We start from the raw sequence: 15,911 nt of genomic DNA on the forward strand, positions 1-15,911 counted from the left end.
GGCTCAGCTAGGCTCAACTCAATTCAAGTCAGGTCAACTCAGGTCAGATCAGCCCAGCGCACCTCAATACAGGCTGTGACTGTCCTGCTCGATATGCGCAACGGTGACACGACGCCACATCTTCACGTAGCACCAGGTGGTGTAGAGGATGATGGTCGGCACCATCACCAGACCCGCCACGGTGACGATGGAGAGCGTCAGCTCGCTGGAAACGGAATCCCACAGCGTCAGACTGGCCTCGCTCATGCGCGAGGACGGCACGATGAACGGGAACATGCTGATGCCCGCGGTGGCGACCACCCCCCCTACCCCGACGGAGCTTGCCGTGAAGGCCGCGCCGCCCTTGCACCGAGCCGACAGCACCATCGCGGCCAGCACACCGACCACCGCGCTGAGCGGTGCCAGCAGCGTCAACGGCTCACGTGCGTAGACATCCAGCCAGCTGCCCGGCCCGACCTGCTTGTCGAGCAGCTTCAGGGCCGAGGCAGTATCGCCCATCTGATCGATGCTGTAGCCCATGCCGGACAGCCACACCCACAGGCCGCCCAGCGCGAACAGCCCCAGCGTCAAAAGGCCCAGCGGCTGCACCAGACGCGCGCTGCGGGCGGCGACGGCCTCATCGGCACGCGCCACCAGCCAGGTACCGCCATGCAGCATCACCATCACCACCGACAGCGCAGCGCACAGCAGCGCGAAGGGGTTGAACAGGCCCAGGTAGCTGCCGGCGTAGCTGGCACGCATGAACTGATCGACTTCCAGCGGCACGCCCTGCAGCAGGTTGCCGAAGATCAGCCCGAAGAAGGCGGTGGGAATCAGGCTGCCGGCGACGATGCCGCGGTCCCACCAGCCACGCCACTGGGTGTTCTCGAGCTTGGAGCGATAGTCAAAGCCCAGCGGGCGGAAGAACAGCGAGAACAGGATGGTCAGCATCGCGAAATAGAAGCTGGAGAACACGGCGCCGTAGACCACCGGCCACACCGCGAACACCGCGCCGATGGCGGTGACTAGCCATACCTGATTGCCATCCCAGTGCGGGGCCAGGGTATTGATCACCACGCGGCGCTCGCTGTCATTGCGGCTGACCAGCGGCATCAGCATCGCCGCGCCCATGTCCATGCCATCGGTGATGACGAAGCCGATCAGCAGCAGCCCTACCGCCACCCACCAGAACAGCTTGAGGATCTCGTAATCCCACATGATCCATTACTCCTTGAATGACAGTGAAGGATTGAGTGACATGCCGTCATCTTCGGACATGGCGCCATGGTGGATGCCGCCGCGCTCGAAGTGATAGCGACCGGTGTGCAGGGAAGACGGCCCCTTGCGCGCGAAATGGAACATCAGCCACATCTCGATGACGAAGAACAGGCTGTAGAAGGCCAGGAAGCCACCGATGGACCACCACAGGTCGGACTCATCCAGACTCGAGGCCGCCATGAAGGTCGGCAGGATCTCCCCCACCGCCCACGGCTGACGCCCGAATTCGGCCACGAACCAGCCGGTTTCCACGGCGATGAACGGCAGCGGGATGGACAGCAGGCAGATCCACAGGAAGGGACGCACGTCGAAGCGCTGCTTGGCGGTCATCCACACCGCCGCGATGAAGATCACCAGCATCGCCATGCCGCAGGCGACCATGATGCGGAACGAGAAGAACATCGGCGCGACCGGCGGAATCGAGTCGGCGGCGGCCTTGTCGATCATCTCCGGCGTGGCATCTGACGGAGTCTCGACGTAGCGCTTGAGCAGCATGCCGTAACCGAGATCATCCTTGACCGCATCGAAGGCCTTGCGGGTCGCGATGTCGTCCTGGCCATCACGCAGCTGCTGGAGCAGGTCATAGGCCTGCATGCCATTGAGGATGCGTCCGCGGTGCTCCTCGGTCAGCTCCTTTATGCCGGGGATCTCGGTATCCAGCGAGCGCGTGCCGATCAGGCCCATCACATAGGGAATATGGATGCCGTAATCGGTGTGCTGGGTCTCCTCGTTGGGCAGTCCGATCAGCGTGAAGGACGCCGGTGCCGGCTCGGTTTCCCACATCGCCTCGATGGCGGCCATCTTGGCCTTCTGGACATCCCCGACCTCGTAGCCGGACTCATCGCCCAGCACGATCACCGATGCCACCGAGAACAGACCGAAGGCGGCGGCGATGGCGAAGCTGCGCTTGGCAAAGCCCAGATCACGCCCCTTGAGCAGGTAGAAGGCGCTGATGCCGAGCACGAACATGGCGCCGGTCACATAGCCTGCCGACACGGTATGCACGAACTTGGCCTGGGCGACCGGGTTGAAGATGACATCCGCGAAGCTGGTCAGCTCCATGCGCATGGTCTCGAAATTGAAGGCCGCACCGACCGGATTCTGCATCCAGCCGTTGGCGATCAGGATCCACAGCGCCGAGAAGTTGGAGCCGAAGGCCACAAGCCAGGTCACCATCAGGTGCTGACGCTTGGTCAGGCGGTCCCAGCCGAAGAAGAACAGGCCGACGAAGGTGGACTCGAGGAAGAAGGCCACCAGACCTTCGATGGCCAGCGGCGCACCGAAGATGTCGCCGACGTAATGCGAGTAGTAGGCCCAGTTGGTGCCGAACTGGAATTCCATCGTCAGGCCAGTGGCCACGCCGAGGGCGAAGTTGATGCCGAACAGCTTGCCCCAGAACCTGGTCATGTCCTGGTAGACCTGCTTGCCGGTCATGACATACAGGGATTCCATGATGGCAAGCAGGAAGGCCATGCCGATGGTCAATGGTACGAACAGGAAGTGGTAGAGCGCGGTCATGCCGAACTGGAACCGCGACAGCTCCACGACGGTATCGGAGATCATGTCTTAACCCCTTTGCGATAAGGCGGACGGTCAGGCTGCCGTCCCTGCATGCGCTTGCCACCGACGTCGGGCGGACGCATCAGGCCGACTCTCGCCGGCAAGCACACAGGCAATGGCACCGTGGCACCAAGACCTTGGTCGGCATTGTCTACCCTCCCGCGCCAGCCTCCAGATGTCAGGTTGTCGCACTCACCGGGCGAATGTCGCACCCGCCACCTCCGCCAAGTGCCTGTTGTCACTGGACAACTCCGCTGCAAGCCGCATGAATGCTGGAGCGACGGGCCTCGCTGGCCTGGCGCCATCTCAACGCTGACTCTGCGCACCCCTGCGCGCGCTGCGACCATCGACCACACTGCGACGTTGCACCACGCTGCGACCGACTGGCACACCCAAGCGCCGCCAGGCGCCGCGCAGCAAGCCATCACGGTCCCGCGCCATTGACGCGCTGGGAAGGAGAGTTTTGTGCCGCAGGCCTGTCACTTCCCCAGCAGGCTAACTATCATGGCCAGTCACCGCAGCGCTCACCGACAAGGATTGCCAGTGAACGCTTACCGCCTATCACCCGAGACCGTGATTCCTACCTGACATGACGCATCGCTCCCCCATTCATCCCTCTGCTGGTCACACCGCCACCACCAGCCCCAGCGCCACGGCGCCGCGCGGCCACGGCGATTACTGCGAAGCCGGCCTCGCCCGCCTGCTGGAGCAGCACGACCTCAATAGCTTCGATGCCCTGTGGCAAGTGGCAGCCCACGACGTCGACGCGCCGAATCGTGAACGCGGCGGCGTCTCGACGGTTTCGCTGCTGACGCTCGAGGATAAGGACGGCAACAGCCATCGCCTCTATCTCAAACGCCAGACCAACCACCTGGGCCGCAGCCTGGCACGCCCGCTGGGCGAGCCGACCTTCTCTCGCGAATGGCGTGCCATCCGTCACTATCACGCGCTGGGAATACCGGCAGTGGACGCCGGCTGGTACGGCGAGCGGCGCGCAGGCCGGGAATGGCGCGCCATCCTGATCACCTTCGATCTCGCCGGGCGCGATGATCTGGATCACTGGCATGAACGCTGGTCAGAGCTCGACGCGGGCATGCGCTCTCAGGTGATCACCGCCAGCGCCCGCCTCGTTCGCGAGATTCATCAGGCTGGCCTGATGCATGGCTGCCTGTTCCCCAAGCACCTCTTCCTGAGTCGCCCGCCGAGTGAGTCGCCGGACAGCACCTGGCAGATGGACGCCGTCATCATCGACCTCGAGAAGACGCGCCGCTTCGTGCTGCGCCGCCACGAGTGCCTGCGCGATCTCTACGTGCTGTGGCGCCGCCTGAAGGGCTGGCAGCACGATGAATGGCGACAATTTCTTGCCGTCTATCGCGATGCGGATGCGCAGAGCGCCGAGGTCAGTCAGTGGCTGAAAGAGCTGGAAGCACGCGCCGCACGCAAGCGTCGCTGAGCCTGCAGAGGCCGGTGACGGCCTTTGGCGTAGTAAACACTAACCTCGCGCACGGTATGCGACCAAGGTCTTGGTCACCTTGCGCGAGGATGAATGGGGGTGTCGCTCAAATGCGTCATTGCAAGTCTCACTCATGAGACATTAAACTTCCCTGAAATAATCGATAACATCCGCTAACAGGACGCCTAATAAGTTTTCAAACAACGTTCTAAAAAAATGCTTGCCAAACAGAACGCTGTTTTTTATAGTTTGCAGCGTCCCCTGATCGACGCAGCCACGCAGAGCACACGGCCCAAGCCGTAGGGTAGCGAGGCACTGCTGACAGGCAGCTTACGAAGCCAAGCTTCAAGGAGAATTACACATGAAAGCTATCAAGATCCTGACCGCTACTGTTATCGCCGGCACCATGGCTATGGGCGCACAATCCGCCATGGCATATGGCAAGGGTGATACCTTCCTGCGCGGTGGCGTTGCCAAGGTAGACGGCAAGAGCAACAACGGCAACGGTCTGATCGCCAAGGACGAGTCTGGCTTCGCCGGTTCAGTGGGCTACATGTTCCACGACAACCTGGCCATCGCCCTGCAGTCCACTGAAGAATTCAGCACTGACTGGAAAAACAGCGCCGGTGGTTTCGATCAGATGCCGATCAACCTGATGCTGCAGTACTACCCGCTGGGCGGTACTGAAGCCCGCGTCCAGCCGTACGCTGGTGTCGGCCTGAACTACACCCACTTCTCCGGTGAGTCTGCCGGTGGCCAGAGCATGGACATCGATGACAGCTACGGCGCCGCTGCCGAGCTGGGTGTGGACCTCAAGATCACCGAAGCCTGGGCCGTCAACGGCTTCGCTCGTTACGCCGACGTCAAGGCCGATACCAAGATCGCCGGTCAGGACGTGAACGACACCGAGCTGGACCCGGTCACTGTCGGTGCCGGTGTCACCTACCGCTTCTAAGTCCTTGCACGAGGCGTGAACATGCCTCCAGCGAGTACCTGGCAAGCCGTGTGATGCCGCGTCATGAAAACGTCAGTGATGGAGCTCGGCAACGCCGAGCCGTCCAGGCGCCAGATGGGCATCACACACAAACGCCGCAGACCTTCGGGTCTGCGGCGTTTTCGTTGTGGGCAGCCAACGGCTACATGGCCGATCTTCGCCGGCGCGGCGCAGAAATTGACCTGGATCAACCACGTCCCTGACCAAGCAAGAACGCCCGTAAACTCTTGCCCCAGATCAAATTTCTCGAAATTCGGCTACCTAGAATGGGGGCATTGTTTCCCGCCATCCTTCAGGAGCCATCATGTCCGACGTCGTCACTCGCTCAGCCTCCCTCCCCGCGCACCTGACTTCGCGTAGCCCGCGCTCTGCAGCACGCCCGTGGCAGCTTCTGGCACTGGCAGGCCTCACCAGCCTCGCGACTCTCGGCGCCGCACCGGCCATGGCCGCCGACTCGCTGAATGCCAGCTCTCACAGCTCTCGCAACTCTCTCAGCTCTCTCAACTACGGCGCCGGGCAGTTCTGGACGCGAGCGGGTGTTGCCAAGGTCTCGCCGAAGAGTGACAACGGTCGCATCGATGCCATCGGCGCCGACGTGGATGTCGATGATGACAGCGCCTTTGCCTTCACTCTCGGTTATCGCTTCACCGACACCTTCGGTATCGAGCTGCTGGCGGCGCAGGACTTCGACCACGACATCTCGCTCAATGGTCAGAAAGCCGGTTCCGTCGATCACCTGCCGCCGACCCTGACACTGCAGTACTACCCGCTTGGCGGACGTGAATCGCGCATCCAGCCGTACATCGGCGCAGGCGTCAATTACACCCACTTCTCCGACGAAACCCTCGACGATGGCACCAAGCTCGAGATGGATGACAGCTGGGGCGCGGCCGCACAGATCGGCGTCGATCTGGTGATCAACGAGCACTGGGCGGCCAACGTCGCCGCCTGGTATCTGGATATCGATTCCGATGTCACCGTAGCGGGCAGCATCAACGACAAGGTCGAGATCGACCCCATCGTGACCATGGCCGGGATCAGCTACCGCTTCTGATCAGCCACTTCCTGGCTAGCGCTTCTGACTGGCCAGAAACGACAACGCCCCGCCAACCCATCTCGGGCCGGCGGGGCGTTGCGCTTGGTACTGTGTGCGCTGTGCGTTGTGAGTTGTGCGCTCGGCACGCCTCAGCGCGAGGCGGCTTGCCCACTGTTCGTCGTTGCCGAAGCCTTGGAAGTTGCTGAAGCTGTTGAGGTTGAGGGCGCTGAGGGCGTTGAGGGAGTTGAAGGCGAAGGCGGCGTGGCGTCCTCCGCCGGCGCCTTGCTCACCTTGCCCGGACGCGGGCGGTCCAGTACCAGTCCCAGCACCACCAGTGCGGCGCCCGCCACCATCAGCGCGGTCCACTGCTCGTCGAACAGCCACCATGCCATCAGCGCGGCACACGGCGGCACCAGGAAGAAGGTGCGCGCGACCTGATGGGCCTCGCCCCGCTCCAGCATCAGCATCAGCAGCCAGATGGCACCGACCGAGATGGCGATTACCAGCCAGGCCATGGTCAGCAGCAGACGCGGCGTGGGGTCAAAGGCAAAGCTGCCGACACTGGTCGCGGCGACGACGAACACCGCGCCCGCACCGAGATACTGGAACATCAGCCCCTCGACCAGCCCCATGCGCCCGGAGACCCGCTTCTGCCACAGTGTCGAGCTGGACACGCCGATCAGCGCCACCAGGCACCAGACGAGCCCGATCAGCGGCCACTCCAGGGTGCCCGCGCCGTCCTTGGCAAGCCCTGCCCCCAGCACCAGACTGACGCCAATGGCGCCACAGCCAAGCCCCGCCCACTGCTTGGCCCCCAGCCGCACGCCGAACAACGGCAGTGACAAGGCCGCCGTCACCAGTGGATGCAGGCTGACCAGCAGCGCCGTCAGGCCCGCCGGCAGCCCCGCCTTGACCGCCGCGAACACGCCGCCCAGATAGGCGCCATGCAACAGCATGCCAATGCCCATCTGCGCCAGACGGTCGTTGCGCCGGCCCCACTGACGCGGCTTGCGGCGCAGCCACAGAATCAACCCCAGCACCGGCAGCACCAGCAGGCTGCGCACCAGCAGCAAGGTGAAGGGCTCAGCGTCCAGGGTACCGAAGCGCGCGGCGATGAAGCCGCTGGCGAACAGAAACACGAAGCAAAGTGGCATCCACATCACGCAGACTCCAGCGAGAGAAATGACAAGCGGTCGGCCCATAGGCAGGTGCAGGACGTGCACCGACGGGACCACGACATGAGCCTTCAGCTTGCCGCGAACCCTCAAGGGGGCACAAGATACAGATAATCACCAATTCAAGGGGTACAGACAGGCATGTCATCCGCCGAGCACGCTTCGTCCGCCAGCCGCCCTTCGCTTGCCGGCCCCGCCATCAACTCAACCACCAGCTCAGGCGCCACAGCCGCGACGCTGCCGCGCTATCAGCAGTTGGTCGAGCGACTCAAGGCCCAGATGGCGACGGGCAAACTGAGCGCAGGACAGCGCCTGCCTTCGCTCAGGCGGCAGGCGGCGCAGTCGGGGCTCGGCCTCAACAGCGTGATTCGTGCCTATGGCGAGCTGGAAGCGGCGGGCCTGATCATCGCCGAACCGCGTGCCGGCTATCGGGTCGCGCCAGCGACGCAGGCTGCTCACGATACGAATGACCTGAATGCCAGCTCACAGACCAGGCCGGCTTCATCTCGCCACCCCGGCGAGACGCAACACGGGCAGCGGGAGTCACATCACAGACCGCGCGCCATCACCACACTCACCATCAGTGACCCGGCCTGGCAGGCGATGGCGAATGCCAGTGATCCGCGCCTGGCGCCGTTGGGTGCCGCTCACCCGGAGCTGGACGCCCCCGCCGTGCGTCGCCTGTATCGTCTGGCGCGCACTCAGCTCGGGGCGCATGCCCAGCATCCCAGCGCCTATGCCCTGCCGCCGGGCTCAAGCGCGCTGCGCACTGCCATCGCCCAGCACCTCAGCCACCACGGTCATCCCTGTGACAGCGACGCCCTGTTGATCAGTCAGGGGGCGCAGCATGGCATGTCACTGCTGCTCGGCCAGCTGCGGGCCGCCAAGGGCCGCTGCCGGGTCGGCGTCGAAGCGCCGGGCTATTTCGGCATCGTGGCCGCCATCGAAGCCCAGGGCCATCAGGCGATCGCCATCCCTGCCCGCGCGCACCAGGGACTGGATGTCGCGGCGCTCGAGCGACTGCTCGAACGTCATGATGACAAGACGCCCACCCTGACGCTGGATGCCCTGATCGTGACCGCGGATGGCCACAATCCCCTGGGCGGACAGCTGAGCACGCCAGATCGCCACCGCCTGTTGGCACTGGCGGCACGCCACGCCATCCTGCTGGTCGAGAACACCACCTTTGCCGAGCTGAGCTTCGATACCCGCCATCCGTGGCTGGCCGACCTCGCCCACCGCCATGCCGACAGGCCGATGCCTGCGCTGATCAGTCTCGGATCATTTTCCAAGACGCTGGACCCCCGCACCCGCTGCGGCTGGCTGTGGCTGTCACGGCCCGAGCAGGAGTCACCACTGGGGCTGCAGGCGATGATTCGGGCGCGCTGGGCCAATGGCATGGGCGACATGCCATGGATGCATGCTGCCCTGAGCGAACTGATCACCAGCGGGGATTACGGCCGCCACGTACAGCGCATGCGACGCTGCTATGCGCGCCGCCTGGAGCGTCTGCGTGCGCACCTGAGCGCGGCGCTGGGTGACAGCGTCTGGCTGCCGCCACCGAGCGGCGGCTATCTGCAATGGTGTGGCCTGCCCAGCCTTGAGGCGCACCAGCTTGAGCAATTGCATCAGGAGCTGCTGAATGCAGGCATCGCTACCCTGCCCGGCAGCCTGTTCAATGCCGAACAGTCCGGCCTGCGCCTGAATGCGGCCCAGCTCGGCGAGGAAGTGACGCAGAACGCTGCACGGCCCTCTGACACGGCCCCCCGCCAGCAGGACATACTGGCGCGCCTCACCGCTCACCTGCAAAAAGCCCTCGCACAGGGCGAGGGCTGATTGAGGTGCGATGTCTGGATTTGCTTATGGCACAGACTTTCAGGCCATGCGCAGCGCCTGCTCGCGGCGGCGCGCCCACACCTGATTGATCACCAATGCCGCCACGATGACCGCCCCACCCAGCGCCAGACGCGCCAGATCGGCGTCGCGGTTCCAGATCAGCAGATTGGCCAGCAGGCCCGCCGGCACCAGCGCGTTGTTCATGATCGCCAGCGTGCCGGCATCGACCCGCGTCGCGCCCTTGTTCCACAGGAAGTAGCCCAGCCCCGAGGCCACGATGCCCAGCCAGCCCAGCACCACGAAGTGCACCGGCTGCGACGGCAGCTTGTCGGTACTGCCGAACAGCAGGAACATCACGATCACCAGCGCCAGCGCGCCGAGATAGAACCAGCCGAACACATGGCGATGGGCGACATCCGCCGGCAGCTGCGGAGCGACCTGACGGTAGGCCACCTGCCCGATGGCAAAGCACAGATTGGCGCCCTGCACGACCGCAAAGCCGAGCCAGAAGCCGTCACTGACCCCGTCGTAGCGAATGATCGCCGCACCCAGCACCGCAATCGCGGCGGTCAGCAGGTAGAATGGCGACAGGCGCTTGTTCATCAGGTCATCGAGCAAGGTGATGTAGATAGGTGTGAAGATGGTGAACAGCAGCACTTCCGGCACAGGCAGCAGCAGGAAGGAGCGATAGAAGAAGATGTACATCAGGCCGAGCTGGATCGCGCCGATGGCCATCAACTGGAAGCGCAGACGACCACTGATCGCCCGCGGGCGCATGAACGGCGCGAAGATCAGGCACGCCAGCGCGATACGCGTCAGTACGGCCAGATAGCTATCGACCTGACCGGACAGATAGACGCCGATCAGGGAAAACGAGAAGGCCCAGAGGGCCGTGACACCAATCAGGTAGGACATGACGAGTAAACCCGGTAGCCAGAAGAAGTTGACACCAATTGTAACCCTCTATGCGCTGCTCGCGCAGATCCGCCGGCTGGATTTTTCGTCACGCTCCGGCCCGGCCTCGCGCAATGCCTGGTCTGGCCAGGGAAGCGGCGAGGTGACGGTCACCCGCGAAGCCACTGCCTCCCCTCACTACGGGGCACGGCAAGCGACTCAGCAAGAGGCGGAGAGCGTGGTATTTCTCGAGCAGGGCCAGTTCCAGCTCGAGGGCCAGTCATCCAGCGTCAACTTCCACAACCGCTATCGCTGGCAGCTGGCCGCGGATGGTGAGGCGCTGTCGCTCAGTCATGAACGTCGTGGCCGCGATGCCGCCGTCTTCCTGTTCGACCTGGTGGCCGACAGCGCTCGAGGCGAAGACCACTTCGTCAGTCGTGAAGCGCATCTGTGCATCGATGACCTCTACGCCGCCACGCTGGTCATCGTGCGCGATGAGGCGGGCAATGCCCTGGGCTTTGATCTCGACTGGCGCATCACCGGCCCGCGCAAGGATGAACACCTCACCTACCGCTATCGCTGCTGAGCGCGACCAGCATCTGACATGAGGGCTGATGGCGCATGACGGAACCGCTGGCAGCACATGAAAACGCCGCTGACGGAGTGATCCGTCAGCGGCGTTTTTGCCTAGCGGCCGATCAGGCCAGCAGACGCGCCTTGAACCACTCACCGATCGCCTCGATTTCCTCGAGACACACGGCGTGCGCCATCGGCCAGGTCTGCCATTCCAGCGGATGACCCAGCGCACGCGCACTCTCGGCGCCCGCCTCACCCAGTGCCAGCGGCACGATATCGTCGTGGGTACCGTGATGGACACTGATGGCCAGGCCCTGATTGGCGGCGCTCGGCGCGATGGTCGCGCTGGTCGCGAAATAGGTCGAGAGCGCCAGCAAGCCGCCCAGCGGGCGCTCGCAGCTCAACGCCGCCTCATAGACCACCGCGCCGCCCTGGGAGAAGCCGGCCAGAATGATGCGCTCACTGGCGATGCCCTGGGCGATCTGCTCCTCGATCAAGGCATGCACGTAGGCTGCGGATTCACGCAGCTGCACCTCATCGACACGCCGCCCGAGATTCATCTCGAGAATGTCGTACCAGGCCGGCATGCGCATGCCGCCATTGACGGTCACGGCCAGCTCCTGTGCATGCGGAAAGACGAAACGCACGCCGTGATTCTCAGGCAGACCCAACGCAGGCACCACGGGCACGAAATCACTGCCGTCAGCACCCAGGCCGTGCAGCCAGATCACGCAGGCATCCGCCTGGGCGCTCGGCTCGATGATCTGAGGGGCACGGTGGCCATGCTGCTGTGATGCGTCACTCATATTCAGCTCCGGTCGGTAAGAAGGGGAATGCCGCCCAGCCTACCATTGACGCCGTCATCTGCCATGCGCTGAGGCTGGCAATCTCACCATGAACAGGCAAATTGCCCTGTCACTCGACGCCCGCCAGCCTCACCAATGCCATAAACGCCATGATGACAGGATATCTTCAGCACCCGTCGATCAAGGATTCTGTCAATCAAGGGTTCTGGTGCTATTGCAGAATGTCGGCCAGTTCGTTCACATCCTTCACGACATGATCGGGCTTCTTTGACAGCGGGAACAGGGCCTTGCCCGGGCGGGCGATGAACGTGGTCTGCAAGCCCGCCTCCTTGGCGCCCGCGACATCCCAGCCATGTGCCGCGACCATCATGGCTTCCTCGGGTTCGACATCAAGCTTGTCCAGCACCCATTCATAGGAACGCAGGTCCGGCTTGTAGATCTGGATATCCTCAATGCTGTAGCGCGCATCGAAATACGGCAGCAATCCCGCGTTTTCTAACTGCGCCTGAACGCCCTTGTTGGACGAGTTGGTCAGGCTGACGATCTTGTAGCCTTCAGCCTTTAGCCTGGCCAGACCTTCCTTGACATCAGGGTGAGGCGGGAGTGTCAGCAACGGGGTGATGATGGCCTTCTTCGCCTGCTCATCCGTCAGTTCGACACCGTTGTTCTGCGCGACCACCCGCAACGAAGCGACACCGATCTGCCCGAAATCGTGGTAATCCCGGGTCACGGTAGACACCAGAGAATAATGCAGCATGGTCGAGAACCACAGGGGCAGCAGGTCATCTCTTCCCCCCAGTGCCTCGCCGACGGAACTGCGCATCGAGGCAAGATCCAGCAGCGTTTCATTGACATCGAAGATCAGCACCTTGGGCTTTTCGACGACATCACCCGCCATCACACTCCCTGACATCAAACCAACGCCCAACACCAATGAACCTGCCACTTTCTTGAGTTTTCCGCGCACCATCATGGGCCTCCACTTGATTGATATCATGGCATCCTGCCTCGGGATATCCGACATGCAGGCCGGCAATCAACAACGTTTAATCACCGTGATGCATCATGACATCCACACAGTGAACTGCCGATGAATCCTTACGAATCATCTGGAAAACCCTCAGAATATTGCGGGCATCAAGCAAGGTGCCATACACAGAGTCGACCAGCCACTTGCTGTGCCCTTCTGGAATCCGGGCATAAAAAAACCCGCCATGATGGCGGGCAATGAATGTCGGGACAGCGACACCCAGGACAGGAAAGCGTTTGAGAAAGGGTTTTGCCACCAGGTCGTTCTAGAGGGGATGGTGGAGGGTCCCAAAGCCCTTGCTCAAGCGTTCTGCTCACTATCCAAGTGTCTCTACGTCTGGGATATTTCCTTTCGCTCTCCCTGAATTCCGGTAGTCACTGGCTTGCGCATCAGTGCCTACGCTTTCGATCGTCGCTGCGCGGTGATTCAAGCAGCGGCAATCAAATCACAGCGCTTCAATTGTTTCGCAATGACAACTTGTGGCATGAAGTCATGTGAAGCGTGTCATGTGAACCGTCAGCATCGAAAACTCAGCGATGATCGGCGTCGATATCGACTGCACCATGCACATCACTATCGGCAAACACATTGCCACGGCTGGTGATCAGAATGTCAGGATTTGCGGCGTAGCGCTTTTCGCTCTTCTGATAATCACGCACTTCGCTGTGGATGCCGTGAGATTGAGCGCTATTGAAACGCGCATTTCTGCTGTCATCAGTGCTGATATCGGCACTGGCCAGACCGCTGGTGGCGAGGGCAAACGCTGCCAGGCCGTGAGTCATGAATGACTTGATCATCTTTCTATCCTCCGTTCATTTTCACTATCGAGTTGCCATGAAGTGACACATCATTGATCACTTCATGTACTGCGTATATCCAGGCGGGTTATCTATCAGAGTTGATACCTGACATCACCCACATGAACAATTATCAAAGACCATCAACAAGCACTACCCACAAGGATGCGGCTTACGATGGCGCGCTGTTCAGGCTTGCCCATGGCGGGGCCCTTCTACGACATCGTATGAGGCACGGGGCGTCGCTGCGCGGGATGACTCCCGACAGATACCGGCCATTTCAGGAAGGGTCAGACTGCCGTTTCACTTCGCTACGAGGTATCACCTGGCGATCAGTGTCAGTGACACTGCTTTACGACTGGCTTGTTCACGCTTTTAGGACTTCGAGCTATTGCTACTTCTGTTCAGGCCTGACTGCTGCTCATGACGACACTTGCTGCGGGGACACTTGAGTCAGTTGCTGCTATGCGTGGTCACGAATCAGAGCGGGGCTCAGACAACCTGAATCAGACAATCTGGCTCAGACGCTTTCGCTCAGAGCATGCTGGACGCGAGTCGCGGAAACGCTCTTGCCAGCATCGTTGGCGAATTGCTGGGAGTCGGACGCCAGTGTCTCGCGCTGACCTTCGATCGCAGCATCGTTCAAGGAGCTTTCGACACGGCCCGCGGCAACGCTCATGCCGGTATCGGCAAAGGTGGCTTGCTCGGCGGCGGCGGACTGGGCCTGGCCGTGGATGCTGGATTCGCTGAGCGCAGAGCGCACCTGAAGGTCAGCGACGCTGTCTGCAAAGGCAGCACCGGTGGCAGCAACGGAAAGCGCGGTGGCGGCGATGAGGGTATTGAGCATTTTCATGAAATATCTCCAGTGAAATCTTTGTTCGGGTCAACCGGGCCAACTGGGTCAAAAAGGTCAGCCAGGTCGCAAGCAGAGTCCTTGTTCGCTGCCGTCAGCGTGACGGCGCGACGCATCAGGCGTTGTCGTTCAGGGCATGCTCGACACGTGACGCGGCAACGCTCTTGCCGGAATCATTGACGAACTGCTGGGTGTCGCGAGTGACCTGCGCCTGCTGGCCCTTGATGGTCTGGCTGTTCAGCGCCTGCTCGACACGGCTGGCCGCAACGCTCTTGCCTGCATCGGTGATGGCCTGCTGCTGAGTGGCTGCCTGCTGGGCCTGACCGTGGATCACGGATTCGCTGATGTTGGCGCGAACCTGCTGGTCGGCAACGCTATCGGCATTGGCGACGCCAGTGGCGGTCACGGACAGGGCAACGGCGGCGATAAGGGCATTGAGGGTTTTCATGAGATGACTCCAAAAAAGGTGAATAGCGAATAGATAAAAGGGAGATCAGTGCTGCTGTGGTCCTGGGGTCATGAATCAGGACCTGCAGACTCAGGCGTTGTCGTTCAGCGCATCTTCAAAGCGTGATGCCGCGACACTCTTGCCGTTGTCGTTGCTCAGGCTCTGGCCGCGGGAGACGGCGTGCGTCTGTTCACCCTTGATGGTGTCGGCGTTCAGGGACTGCTCGACACGGTTGGCAGCGGCACTCATGCCGGACTCGGTAGCATTCAGCTGCGTCGCGGCGGGCTGCGCCTGGCCGTGGATGACCTGTTCGCTCAGTGCGGCACGCACCTGGGCATCGGCAACACTTTCATCAGCGGTGGCAACGCCGGTGGCAGCAATGGAAATGGCAGCGGCGGCGATCAGGGAAGTCAGGGTTTTCATGATGATTCTCCAGAAATGGGCAAGGTCGAATGTCAGGTGAGGCGATGTTCGGGGGTCACCGAGTTGTCAGCGTGACCTACCCGGCTTCAGGCGTTGTCGCTGATGTGCTGCTGAACGCGGCTAGCGGCGACGCTCTTGCCCTGATCATTGACGGTGGCGTTGGCCTGGGACACGGCAGCGGTATCGACGCCGCGGATGTGGTCAGCATTGAGCGCCTGCTCAACGCGACCGGCAGCAACGCTCATGCCCGTTTCGGAGAAACTCTGCTGGCTGGTGGCAGCCGGCTGAGTCTGGCCCATGATCTGCTGGCTGCTGATGGCGTTCTGGACGCGCACGGCGGCAGGGCTATCGTCGGCTGCGAACACGGAGGTGCTGGCAGTGGCGATGGCGACGGTAGCAATCAGAGTCTTGAGGGAAATGTTTTTCATGGTGTATCTCCTGGTCCTGGTGCGGATGCTTCCGCTTTGAGTCGTTGTCAGTCAGTGAAGAATTGGTTTGCTGACCCCTGTCCGGGTCCTGGCCTTCACTGTCTGTGGTGCGTGCTGCATTTCGATGATTAACAGACTAATGGTTATTCTGCGTTCAAACTAGCCGTGCAACTGGAAGCTCACTGTTTCTCTTTGAGCAACGTCACTGGAAACGAACGGCCTTCCCCAGTGCTTGACCCTCCTACCCCTCTCATCACCCATAAAGCTATTGCAGTGGTTCTGAAAAAGACTTGTACAACATGGAGAGTGCGAGAATTCCTTGTTTGCGTGCTGCCCATCCCCTTG

General features: G+C 61.9%; 17 protein-coding genes. 5 read left to right on the forward strand and 12 right to left on the reverse strand.

What is annotated here, in order from left to right:
• Positions 1 to 63: 63 nt before the first annotated feature.
• Positions 64 to 1,197 carry a cytochrome d ubiquinol oxidase subunit II gene (gene cydB, locus ACJJV2_RS11580; protein ID WP_405280992.1) on the reverse strand — a complete coding sequence of 378 codons (1,134 nt, stop codon included), beginning with the start codon at positions 1,195 to 1,197 and terminating at the stop codon, positions 64 to 66.
• Between the two features lie 6 nt (positions 1,198 to 1,203).
• On the reverse strand, positions 1,204 to 2,820 hold the full coding sequence (locus ACJJV2_RS11585) for a cytochrome ubiquinol oxidase subunit I (protein ID WP_284727080.1): 1,617 nt from the start codon (positions 2,818 to 2,820) through the stop codon (positions 1,204 to 1,206).
• Between the two features lie 586 nt (positions 2,821 to 3,406).
• Here ACJJV2_RS11585 and ACJJV2_RS11590 point away from each other — a divergent pair.
• The 3 genes from ACJJV2_RS11590 to ACJJV2_RS11600 all read left to right on the forward strand — a co-directional run bounded on the left by ACJJV2_RS11590 (position 3,407) and on the right by ACJJV2_RS11600 (position 6,318).
• Positions 3,407 to 4,270 (forward strand): lipopolysaccharide kinase InaA family protein, encoded by an 864-nt coding sequence (locus tag ACJJV2_RS11590; protein ID WP_405280996.1) that lies wholly within the window; start codon positions 3,407 to 3,409, stop codon positions 4,268 to 4,270.
• 361 nt (positions 4,271 to 4,631) lie between these two features.
• Positions 4,632 to 5,225 carry an OmpW family outer membrane protein gene (locus ACJJV2_RS11595; RefSeq protein WP_348472597.1) on the forward strand — a complete coding sequence of 198 codons (594 nt, stop codon included), beginning with the start codon at positions 4,632 to 4,634 and terminating at the stop codon, positions 5,223 to 5,225.
• Between the two features lie 343 nt (positions 5,226 to 5,568).
• On the forward strand, positions 5,569 to 6,318 hold the full coding sequence (locus ACJJV2_RS11600) for an OmpW/AlkL family protein (protein WP_405281000.1): 750 nt from the start codon (positions 5,569 to 5,571) through the stop codon (positions 6,316 to 6,318).
• A 131-nt stretch (positions 6,319 to 6,449) separates the two neighbouring features.
• Here ACJJV2_RS11600 and ACJJV2_RS11605 read toward each other — a convergent pair whose 3' ends face one another.
• Complete coding sequence (locus tag ACJJV2_RS11605; protein ID WP_405281003.1) at positions 6,450 to 7,460, reverse strand: DMT family transporter; 1,011 nt, start codon at positions 7,458 to 7,460, stop codon at positions 6,450 to 6,452.
• A 156-nt stretch (positions 7,461 to 7,616) separates the two neighbouring features.
• Here ACJJV2_RS11605 and ACJJV2_RS11610 point away from each other — a divergent pair, with 156 nt between their 5' ends.
• Complete coding sequence (locus ACJJV2_RS11610) at positions 7,617 to 9,311, forward strand: PLP-dependent aminotransferase family protein (RefSeq protein ID WP_405281005.1); 1,695 nt, start codon at positions 7,617 to 7,619, stop codon at positions 9,309 to 9,311.
• A gap of 39 nt (positions 9,312 to 9,350) precedes the next feature.
• Here the strand turns inward: ACJJV2_RS11610 and ACJJV2_RS11615 are convergent, their stop codons facing one another.
• A complete protein-coding gene (locus tag ACJJV2_RS11615; protein ID WP_405281007.1) occupies positions 9,351 to 10,226 on the reverse strand; it encodes a DMT family transporter in 876 nt (291 codons plus the stop codon).
• Here ACJJV2_RS11615 and ACJJV2_RS11620 point away from each other — a divergent pair.
• Positions 10,225 to 10,791, forward strand: a complete 567-nt coding sequence (locus tag ACJJV2_RS11620; protein WP_405281010.1) for a DUF6314 family protein — start codon at positions 10,225 to 10,227, stop codon at positions 10,789 to 10,791. The genes ACJJV2_RS11615 and ACJJV2_RS11620 overlap by 2 nt on opposite strands.
• 112 nt (positions 10,792 to 10,903) lie before the next feature.
• Here ACJJV2_RS11620 and ACJJV2_RS11625 read toward each other — a convergent pair whose 3' ends face one another.
• From ACJJV2_RS11625 to ACJJV2_RS11660, 8 genes are all read right to left on the reverse strand, one after another.
• Complete coding sequence (locus ACJJV2_RS11625; RefSeq protein WP_131431615.1) at positions 10,904 to 11,587, reverse strand: alpha/beta hydrolase; 684 nt, start codon at positions 11,585 to 11,587, stop codon at positions 10,904 to 10,906.
• A 211-nt stretch (positions 11,588 to 11,798) separates the two neighbouring features.
• Positions 11,799 to 12,560 carry a haloacid dehalogenase type II gene (locus tag ACJJV2_RS11630; RefSeq protein WP_405281014.1) on the reverse strand — a complete coding sequence of 254 codons (762 nt, stop codon included), beginning with the start codon at positions 12,558 to 12,560 and terminating at the stop codon, positions 11,799 to 11,801.
• Positions 12,561 to 12,633: 73 nt separating this feature from the next.
• Positions 12,634 to 12,873, reverse strand: a complete 240-nt coding sequence (locus ACJJV2_RS11635; protein ID WP_153635374.1) for a hypothetical protein — start codon at positions 12,871 to 12,873, stop codon at positions 12,634 to 12,636.
• Between the two features lie 274 nt (positions 12,874 to 13,147).
• The gene (locus ACJJV2_RS11640; protein WP_213113905.1) at positions 13,148 to 13,414 is read right to left on the reverse strand and encodes a hypothetical protein; all 267 of its coding nucleotides are present in this window, start codon (positions 13,412 to 13,414) and stop codon (positions 13,148 to 13,150) included.
• A gap of 520 nt (positions 13,415 to 13,934) precedes the next feature.
• The gene (locus ACJJV2_RS11645) at positions 13,935 to 14,267 is read right to left on the reverse strand and encodes a hypothetical protein (RefSeq protein WP_215824133.1); all 333 of its coding nucleotides are present in this window, start codon (positions 14,265 to 14,267) and stop codon (positions 13,935 to 13,937) included.
• Positions 14,268 to 14,382: 115 nt separating this feature from the next.
• Positions 14,383 to 14,715, reverse strand: coding sequence for a hypothetical protein (locus ACJJV2_RS11650; protein ID WP_043335408.1), 333 nt, complete (start codon positions 14,713 to 14,715; stop codon positions 14,383 to 14,385).
• Positions 14,716 to 14,805: 90 nt separating this feature from the next.
• Positions 14,806 to 15,138: a hypothetical protein gene (locus tag ACJJV2_RS11655; protein ID WP_215824132.1), complete on the reverse strand. Its 333-nt coding sequence runs from the start codon at positions 15,136 to 15,138 to the stop codon at positions 14,806 to 14,808.
• An 86-nt stretch (positions 15,139 to 15,224) separates the two neighbouring features.
• The gene (locus ACJJV2_RS11660) at positions 15,225 to 15,566 is read right to left on the reverse strand and encodes a hypothetical protein (protein WP_107335218.1); all 342 of its coding nucleotides are present in this window, start codon (positions 15,564 to 15,566) and stop codon (positions 15,225 to 15,227) included.
• Between the last annotated feature and the right edge of the window lie 345 nt (positions 15,567 to 15,911).

Origin of the sequence: Cobetia sp. Ld8 (genome assembly GCF_045066615.1) — a bacterium.
Lineage (GTDB): Bacteria > Pseudomonadota > Gammaproteobacteria > Pseudomonadales > Halomonadaceae > Cobetia > Cobetia amphilecti.

What these genes read in the sequence shown, in the direction of transcription:
- ACJJV2_RS11650 (WP_043335408.1), bottom strand. Translation starts at nt 14,715, where the DNA reads ATGAAAACCCTCAATGCCCTTATCGCCGCCGTTGCCCTGTCCGTGACC.
- cydB (WP_405280992.1), bottom strand. Translation starts at nt 1,197, where the DNA reads ATGTGGGATTACGAGATCCTCAAGCTGTTCTGGTGGGTGGCGGTAGGG.
- ACJJV2_RS11585 (WP_284727080.1), bottom strand. Translation starts at nt 2,820, where the DNA reads ATGATCTCCGATACCGTCGTGGAGCTGTCGCGGTTCCAGTTCGGCATG.
- ACJJV2_RS11640 (WP_213113905.1), bottom strand. Translation starts at nt 13,414, where the DNA reads ATGATCAAGTCATTCATGACTCACGGCCTGGCAGCGTTTGCCCTCGCC.
- ACJJV2_RS11645 (WP_215824133.1), bottom strand. Translation starts at nt 14,267, where the DNA reads ATGAAAATGCTCAATACCCTCATCGCCGCCACCGCGCTTTCCGTTGCT.
- ACJJV2_RS11595 (WP_348472597.1), top strand. Translation starts at nt 4,632, where the DNA reads ATGAAAGCTATCAAGATCCTGACCGCTACTGTTATCGCCGGCACCATG.
- ACJJV2_RS11660 (WP_107335218.1), bottom strand. Translation starts at nt 15,566, where the DNA reads ATGAAAAACATTTCCCTCAAGACTCTGATTGCTACCGTCGCCATCGCC.
- ACJJV2_RS11605 (WP_405281003.1), bottom strand. Translation starts at nt 7,460, where the DNA reads ATGTGGATGCCACTTTGCTTCGTGTTTCTGTTCGCCAGCGGCTTCATC.
- ACJJV2_RS11625 (WP_131431615.1), bottom strand. Translation starts at nt 11,587, where the DNA reads ATGAGTGACGCATCACAGCAGCATGGCCACCGTGCCCCTCAGATCATC.
- ACJJV2_RS11590 (WP_405280996.1), top strand. Translation starts at nt 3,407, where the DNA reads ATGACGCATCGCTCCCCCATTCATCCCTCTGCTGGTCACACCGCCACC.
- ACJJV2_RS11620 (WP_405281010.1), top strand. Translation starts at nt 10,225, where the DNA reads ATGACGAGTAAACCCGGTAGCCAGAAGAAGTTGACACCAATTGTAACC.
- ACJJV2_RS11600 (WP_405281000.1), top strand. Translation starts at nt 5,569, where the DNA reads ATGTCCGACGTCGTCACTCGCTCAGCCTCCCTCCCCGCGCACCTGACT.
- ACJJV2_RS11655 (WP_215824132.1), bottom strand. Translation starts at nt 15,138, where the DNA reads ATGAAAACCCTGACTTCCCTGATCGCCGCCGCTGCCATTTCCATTGCT.
- ACJJV2_RS11610 (WP_405281005.1), top strand. Translation starts at nt 7,617, where the DNA reads ATGTCATCCGCCGAGCACGCTTCGTCCGCCAGCCGCCCTTCGCTTGCC.
- ACJJV2_RS11630 (WP_405281014.1), bottom strand. Translation starts at nt 12,560, where the DNA reads ATGATGGTGCGCGGAAAACTCAAGAAAGTGGCAGGTTCATTGGTGTTG.
- ACJJV2_RS11615 (WP_405281007.1), bottom strand. Translation starts at nt 10,226, where the DNA reads ATGTCCTACCTGATTGGTGTCACGGCCCTCTGGGCCTTCTCGTTTTCC.